The organism is Microcoleus sp. A006_D1 (assembly GCF_036702805.1).
GTDB lineage: Bacteria > Cyanobacteriota > Cyanobacteriia > Cyanobacteriales > Microcoleaceae > Microcoleus.
This window is the reverse complement of record NZ_JAUBVZ010000001.1, coordinates 36016-42658: the sequence shown is the minus strand read 5'-3', so window position 1 is coordinate 42658 and position 6643 is coordinate 36016. Positions and strand designations below refer to the sequence as shown.

Here is a 6643-nt window from a genome sequence, read left to right as displayed (position 1 = left end):
CCAAAATTGGTCGGGAGTTAATTAATCAGGGTGCATCTACTAATTTAATCTCCGCCTCCACAGCACCACTTTCAGGACAATTTCGCAAAATCGGCGATTTGAGAAACCCGGTTTCTTGGTAGATTTCTCGGAACTTCACACCAAACTCGAAGAAACCGGGTTTCTCGGCCCCTGCGCGCGAACTCTCCAACTGTCGCTACCTGTTGTGATACGTTTGTTCTACAAAAAAAAACTCTCAACCAAAATTGGTCGGGAGTTAATTAATCAGGGTGCATCTACTAATTTAATCTCCGCCTCCACAGCACCACTTTCAGGATAGTTTCGCAAAATTTACGAGAATTTGTGGCATCAGCCTCGCTACCGCACAAAAAACCCGGCCAAAATTGGTCGGGAGTTAATTAATCAGGGTGCATCTACTAATTTAATCTCCGCCTCCACAGCACCACTTTCAGGATAGTTTCGCAAAATTTACGAGAATTTGTGGCATCAGCCTCGCTACCGCACAAAAAACCCGGCCAAAATTGGTCGGGAGTTAATTAATCAGGGTGCATCTACTAATTTAATCTCCGGCGCGACAGCACCACATTCAGGACAATTTCCCAGAATTTGCCAGAATTTATTGCTCAGCCTCGATCGCTCAAAAAAAAACTCCAAACCAAAATTGGTGGGGAGTTAATTAATCAGGGTGCATCTACTAATTTAATCTCCGCCTCGACAGCACCACATTCAGGACTGTTTCGCAAAATTTGCGATAATTTGTGGCAAAAGCTCGATCGCACACAAAAAACCCGGCCAAAATTGGTCGGGAGTTAATTAATCAGGGTGCATCTACCAATTAAGCTTCCTAAGCATTCCATCGCAATCCGGACAAACTCAAACTTTTTCAGCATCAGCCTCAATACCGCAAAAAAAAACCCGGCCAAAATTGGTCGGGAGTTAATTAATCAGGGTGCATCTACCAATTAAGCTTCCTGAGAATTTCATCGCAATCCGGAAACTTACCACTAAAAACTCAAAACTATTTTCGGTGAACCAGAGTTGCGGTAGCTTGGTCTGTCGGAACTAGCAAGACTTCGCTAATATTGACGTGGGGCGATCGCGTCGCGCAGAAATACACGACATCCGCTACATCGTCAGCCGTCAGCGGTGTCAATCCTTGATAGACATTTTTGGCTTTTTCTGCATCGCCGTGAAACCGGACATTACTAAATTCTGTTTCCACCAAACCCGGCTCTATTTCCGTCACCCGCACCGCTGTCCCCAAAAGATCTTGTTTTAACCCATCAGAAATCGCTCTCACCGCTGCTTTGGAAGCACAATAAACATTACCTTTCGGATAAGCTTGACGGCCTGCTATTGAGCCGATATTCACTACGTGGCCGCGGTTTCGGCTGACCATTCCCGGCACGATCGCGCGAGTCACGTACAGCAAGCCTTTGACATTGGTATCAATCATTTCTTCCCAATCTTCAATGTTGCCTTCGTGCAGTTTGTCTAAACCGCGGCTCAATCCGGCATTGTTAATCAGAATATCGATGTTTTTCCACGCATCGGGAAGCGCGGTTATGACAGATTCGACTTGCGGGCGATCGCGCACGTCCAATTCTAGCAAATGAATCTCGTTCGCTGAGCCGACCAATTTTGCCTCTACAAGTTCGCTTGCCAGTTGATCGAGCTTGGACAAGCGGCGGGCTGCTAAAATTAGTTTGGCTCCACCTGTGGCGAATATCTTGGCACAGGCGGCTCCGATACCGCTACTGGCGCCCGTAATCAACACAATTTGATTTTGGATAGGAATCATTTTTGGTTATTGGTTATTGGTTATTGGTTATTGGTTATTGGTTATTCGTTATTGGTTATTGGTTATTCGTTATTGGTTATTCGTTATAATAGCCAACAAGTAAAAACTAAGCAACAAACAAACAATCAATCAATCAATAACAACTAACCAATAACAAGTAACCAATAACCAATAACCAATAACAAGTAACATCTATTACTTGACAACCCGCAATCGCACACTAACCATTGCAATTCCGCCTTGTCGCATCAACACTGCTGAAATCCAGCGATTCTCAGGCGTAGCCGGAGCTTTCCCTACTTTAAAAATCCCCCCGGAATTCAGTAACTCCAGCTCGACTTCTGCGGACTTGAAAAAACTTTTTTCAGTTACGGGTTCTTCTATAATAGTTCCGATTAAAATGTCATTGCCGATCGGCTCTCGCACAATGGCATCAAAATGGTACTCTTGCCCCACCTTAACTTGCTCCGGCAAATTCACTTGAATTGTGGGAGGATTTTTGCCAGAAGTAAGCTGAGTTTGTTCTGCTAAAATCTCTTGCTTAACTATTTTTTCACCTTCAAAGCGCTGCTGAGAGCGGATGGTAGCTTTGAGATTTAAGTCTATCCCATCCTTTTTCTGAGTGCCGGTAATTGTAGTTACGGTTTCAGCGACGATCGCACTACCTTCGGTTTTCCAAGATTTGAGCTCGGTGCGGTAATTTAAACTCGGATATCGCCCCCAGAGTTGGATAAGAGCTTTTTCCATGCTTTGGCTGTTTAATCCGTCAGAATGAGTGAAATTCTGGCTGTAAAATGCCATGACTGCTTTGATATCGCGTCGGTTGCCTGCTGCATCAATTTCTGTTAGCAGTTTTGTGAGTGGGGCTGGCGCATTGGCCTTTGTTTGGGCGATCGCCGTTTGGGGAGTCGCCACCATCGCCCTGACAGCACTCGGATGCAGCACGCCAGCACTTACCACTGTTAAACATAACAACATTTGAGCGATCGACTGCCCGCAGTTCCAGCCAAAAACGATCGCCCGTTGGCGCAGCCCGCCCCTACGGGGGCTACGCCAACGAAGAGGATCGGCTTTTTCGTCCCGACGGCTGAAAAAATACTGAGATACACTTGGCACTAAATTCAAAAAATTACGCATTAGATGATACTTTGGTTATTTGTCAGGAGTCGCGGCGCGGGCAACAGTTCGCCTGCAACGAAAAACTGACAACGGAAGGAGGGACACGGCACAATCTAATTTTAGATGGCTGATTGAAAATTGGCTGAAACTGCCGGAACAATAAGCATAATAATCTAAAACCTCTAATCTAAAATCTATCGACCTGTGGAACTTCTAAAAGAGACAAATACCTTGACAAAAGCCCCCCTGCGGTTGTTGATTGCAGCTAGCGGCACGGGAGGACATTTATTTCCGGCGATCGCCACCGCTGCGGAGTTGCACGACTGTCAGATCGAATGGCTGGGAGTCCCCGACCGCATGGAAACGCAGTTAGTTTCATCCCTTTACCCCCTCCACACGATCGCCGTCGAAGGATTTCAGCAGCGATTTGGACTCGGTACAGTGCGGATTTTGGGCGGACTCCTCGGCTCGATCCTTCAGGTGCGGAAGTTGCTCAAAGCGGGAAATTTTCAGGGAGTGTTTACTACCGGCGGTTACATCGCAGCACCGGCAATTTTGGCGGCTCGCTCTTTGGGTTTGCCGGTAATTCTCCACGAATCTAATGCAATTCCGGGAAAGGTGACGCGGTGGTTTAGTCCTTTTTGCACTGCTGTGGCGATCGGATTTGCAGCAGCAGCCAAGCATTTACCCCGTGCAAAAACGGTGGTTGCGGGTACGCCAGTGCGATCGCAATTCCTCACCCGCCAGCCTCTAAAGTTACCAATTCCTGACAGCGTACCTGTAATTTTAGTGATGGGTGGCTCCCAAGGCGCTGTCGCAGTCAATCAATTAGTGCGCGAGTGTGCTCCGGCTTGGTTTGAGGCGGGTGCTTGGGTAGTTCACCTCACCGGAAATAATGACCCGGATGCTGAAAGTTTGAAGCACGAACAGTATCTGTCAATGCCATTTTATGATAATGTGGCGAGTTTGTTGCAGCGTGCAAATATAGCAATTAGTCGATCGGGCGCCAGTGCCCTAACAGAATTAGCCGTAACCGGAGTACCTTCTATTTTAATTCCATTTCCTCACGCCGCTGACGACCACCAAAGATTTAACGCCGAAGTATTTGCCGCATCCGGCGCCGCCGTGGTATTCCGTCAAAGCGAACTCACAGCAGAGGTATTGCAAAGCAAAGTGCTGTATTTGTTAAAAGATACCGAATATTTAGCAAAAATGTCTCAAGCAGCTTCTAAATTAGCAGTGACAGACAGTACAGAACGTTTGGCAAATTTGGTCAGGGAATTGTTGAGTCGGTAGCGCCAATTTGACAGCGCTGCTAATTGAACGAGATATTTTTAATGAGGGTAAAGCGTAAAATCTCTATCCAACCAAATAACATAAAACACAGCCCCATCCCGATAACCAACCATCGGAGCCATCCCGAAAAACCTAAAAGCAATAAAATTTACATCATCCTTAAGATGGCTAGGAATAGCCACTCTAATAGAACTTTTGGCAATCTTCTCATAGCCAGATCCGTGACGGGGAGAAGCATTAATCTGACTCCAGGTAAGCTGACTTAACTTGTACAATGTATCCGCAAAAGCAGCCTTTTCATCTTTAGTGCATTGAGAAAGAGAGTAATCTTTATTCATGTACCCCAAAGAAAATAGAGGTGACTGCTGCTCGGGCGGTAAATCAACAGTTTCCCTAGCTGAAATTCTTGTCCCTTTTTCTTGGCGTTGATTTGCCTTAAACTGCTTTTTCACAATTGAGTTGAGTCTTGAAGTATTCCTTCAGGGATTGATGAGTAATTCTACCGCTATTTTGAGCAGCAATTTTCCAGGGATATTCTTCTTGCGTCATGTTACGCAACTTCCATGCAGCAAACTGCCCAAACACACAGTAAACTTCATCAAGCAGGCTCTTAGTTTCTTCGTCGTAAATCGAAAAGTCTATATCTTCAGGATATGGAATTGCACCAGCACCATACTTTTTATAATGAGGGTACAAATCAGGAACAACTGGCCCGTGAGCCCATGCTTCTATCGCTTCAGGAAATAGCGGTTCATCGTACAAAGCTAAATGAAAGCCTTGAGCATAATAAAGCAATTTCTGAAGCTTGAGATTAGATATCAGATCGCCAGCATCTTCACTTGCCTGAGCCAAAAAGTATTTGGCTGCATCATCACAACTCAGCATAACTTATACCAATTCTGAAAAGTAGGGTAATATATAGATTCTACGAGATATCTGTAGGGAAACGGCATTGCCGTGTCCTGGCCGGGGGCTGCGACTTTCAATAATTCGATCGCCCTATACGACATTCAACTTCACAAAATCCACCACCGATGCTAAGCCATCCTTCGTTTTCAAATTAGTAAAAACAAAAGGTTTCTCCCCGCGCATCTTTTTCGCATCCCGTTCCATCACACCCAAATCAGCTCCCACAAAAGGCGCGAGGTCTATTTTATTAATTACCAATAAATCTGATTTAGTAATTCCCGGCCCGCCCTTGCGCGGAATTTTATCACCCGCAGCCACATCGATCACATAAATTGTCAAATCTACCAACTCCGGGCTAAAAGTTGCAGCCAAATTGTCGCCGCCACTTTCGACAAAGACTAAATCTAAATTAGTAAATTTGTGTTCCAACTCTTCTATCGCTACCAAGTTGATCGAAGCATCTTCCCGGATGGCAGTGTGGGGACAGCCGCCCGTTTCTACTCCCAAAATACGATCGCTCTCCAAAGCTTGACTCCGCACCAAAAACTGTGCATCTTCCTGAGTATAGATATCATTAGTCACCACAGCAATCTGGTACTGTTGGCGCAGCGACTTGCACAAAGCATCAAGCAAAGCAGTTTTCCCCGAACCAACCGGGCCAGCAATTCCTACACGAAAAGCACTCATAATTATTTTGGGCATGGGGCATAGGGCATGGGGCATTGAAAGCATATCCTGGAAGGTTATTAGTAACAACTGACTGCTTCCTTACATCCGTTAAATCCGTTACATAATCCGTTGCCGAACTTCCTTCAGATTTTCAACTGCGAAACAACCGAGTATACTGAGTTTCATGAGCCATACTAGCCAGTCCCAATCCCCAACTACAACTACCAAGGTCATCATCTTCTAATTGTAAAACTTCCCGCGCCGTAGAGTTAATTTGAGACTGTAAATCTAACAGCAATTGCTGGCCCGCAGTTTGACCAAGAGGAATCAGTTTTACACCCGCACTCGCCAAATTTGCAGCCCAACTGTACAAATATCCTACCACAGCCGCTTCCTCTTCAATCTGCCAGCAAGCAGCCGCAATCCCAAAGCCGATCGCAAAATTGCACTGATTGCCGCCAACTTCCACCAAATCTTTTACACTTGTGGTTAACGCAGAAACAACGGGCGATCGCAAATCCAGCAACAACCGCGTCAAAGTCCGTCCCATCTGCCAACTTTGCAACCGCAACTCTTCAGTTTCCTTAGCAGCAGTCGCCCAAGCATTCCAATAACTCAAAGCCCTCAAATCCCCAATCTTCGCCGCCCTCAAAGCCCGTACCGCCACAGCAGCTTCTACTCGCACCGCCCCAAATTCCAGGGAATTTTCCAACCAATTCCTCAAACTAATCTCGCTGTCGATCGCACCCGCTTCTACCAGACTCTCAATTCCCTCAGAATAACTATAAGCTCCCACAGGTGCAAAAGCTAACTGCAACAAGTATAAAAGTTGATTGTTCACTGTTGACG

7 protein-coding genes are annotated in these 6643 nt (G+C 45.9%); 1 reads left to right on the top strand and 6 read right to left on the bottom strand.

The window, feature by feature from the left end; all coding sequences use genetic code 11:
• Positions 1-1018: 1018 nt before the first annotated feature.
• Both QUB68_RS00165 and QUB68_RS00160 read right to left on the bottom strand, forming a co-directional pair.
• Positions 1019-1801 carry an SDR family oxidoreductase gene (locus QUB68_RS00165; protein ID WP_332988233.1) on the bottom strand — a complete coding sequence of 261 codons (783 nt, stop codon included), beginning with the start codon at positions 1799-1801 and terminating at the stop codon, positions 1019-1021.
• Between the two features lie 195 nt (positions 1802-1996).
• Positions 1997-2938, bottom strand: coding sequence for a nuclear transport factor 2 family protein (locus QUB68_RS00160; protein ID WP_332988231.1), 942 nt, complete (start codon positions 2936-2938; stop codon positions 1997-1999).
• Between the two features lie 186 nt (positions 2939-3124).
• On the opposite strand from QUB68_RS00160, the gene murG reads away from it, so the two are divergent.
• Positions 3125-4216, top strand: coding sequence for an undecaprenyldiphospho-muramoylpentapeptide beta-N-acetylglucosaminyltransferase (murG, locus tag QUB68_RS00155; RefSeq protein WP_442923025.1), 1092 nt, complete (start codon positions 3125-3127; stop codon positions 4214-4216).
• A 38-nt stretch (positions 4217-4254) separates the two neighbouring features.
• Here the strand turns inward: murG and QUB68_RS00150 are convergent, their stop codons facing one another.
• The 4 genes from QUB68_RS00150 to QUB68_RS00135 form a co-directional block, all read right to left on the bottom strand.
• Positions 4255-4668 (bottom strand): hypothetical protein, encoded by a 414-nt coding sequence (locus QUB68_RS00150; RefSeq protein WP_332988230.1) that lies wholly within the window; start codon positions 4666-4668, stop codon positions 4255-4257.
• Positions 4652-5101 (bottom strand): Panacea domain-containing protein, encoded by a 450-nt coding sequence (locus tag QUB68_RS00145; RefSeq protein WP_332988229.1) that lies wholly within the window; start codon positions 5099-5101, stop codon positions 4652-4654. The genes QUB68_RS00150 and QUB68_RS00145 overlap by 17 nt, the downstream gene beginning before the upstream one ends.
• 114 nt (positions 5102-5215) lie before the next feature.
• On the bottom strand, positions 5216-5812 hold the full coding sequence (gene ureG, locus QUB68_RS00140) for an urease accessory protein UreG (protein ID WP_332988228.1): 597 nt from the start codon (positions 5810-5812) through the stop codon (positions 5216-5218).
• 133 nt (positions 5813-5945) lie between these two features.
• A complete protein-coding gene (locus tag QUB68_RS00135; protein WP_332988227.1) occupies positions 5946-6635 on the bottom strand; it encodes an urease accessory protein UreF in 690 nt (229 codons plus the stop codon).
• Positions 6636-6643 lie beyond the last annotated feature (8 nt).

Excerpts from the sequence above, each read along its gene's own strand:
- QUB68_RS00165 (WP_332988233.1), bottom strand. The coding sequence starts at position 1,801 with ATGATTCCTATCCAAAATCAAATTGTGTTGATTACGGGCGCCAGTAGC.
- QUB68_RS00160 (WP_332988231.1), bottom strand. The coding sequence starts at position 2,938 with ATGCGTAATTTTTTGAATTTAGTGCCAAGTGTATCTCAGTATTTTTTC.
- QUB68_RS00145 (WP_332988229.1), bottom strand. The coding sequence starts at position 5,101 with ATGCTGAGTTGTGATGATGCAGCCAAATACTTTTTGGCTCAGGCAAGT.
- ureG (WP_332988228.1), bottom strand. The coding sequence starts at position 5,812 with ATGAGTGCTTTTCGTGTAGGAATTGCTGGCCCGGTTGGTTCGGGGAAA.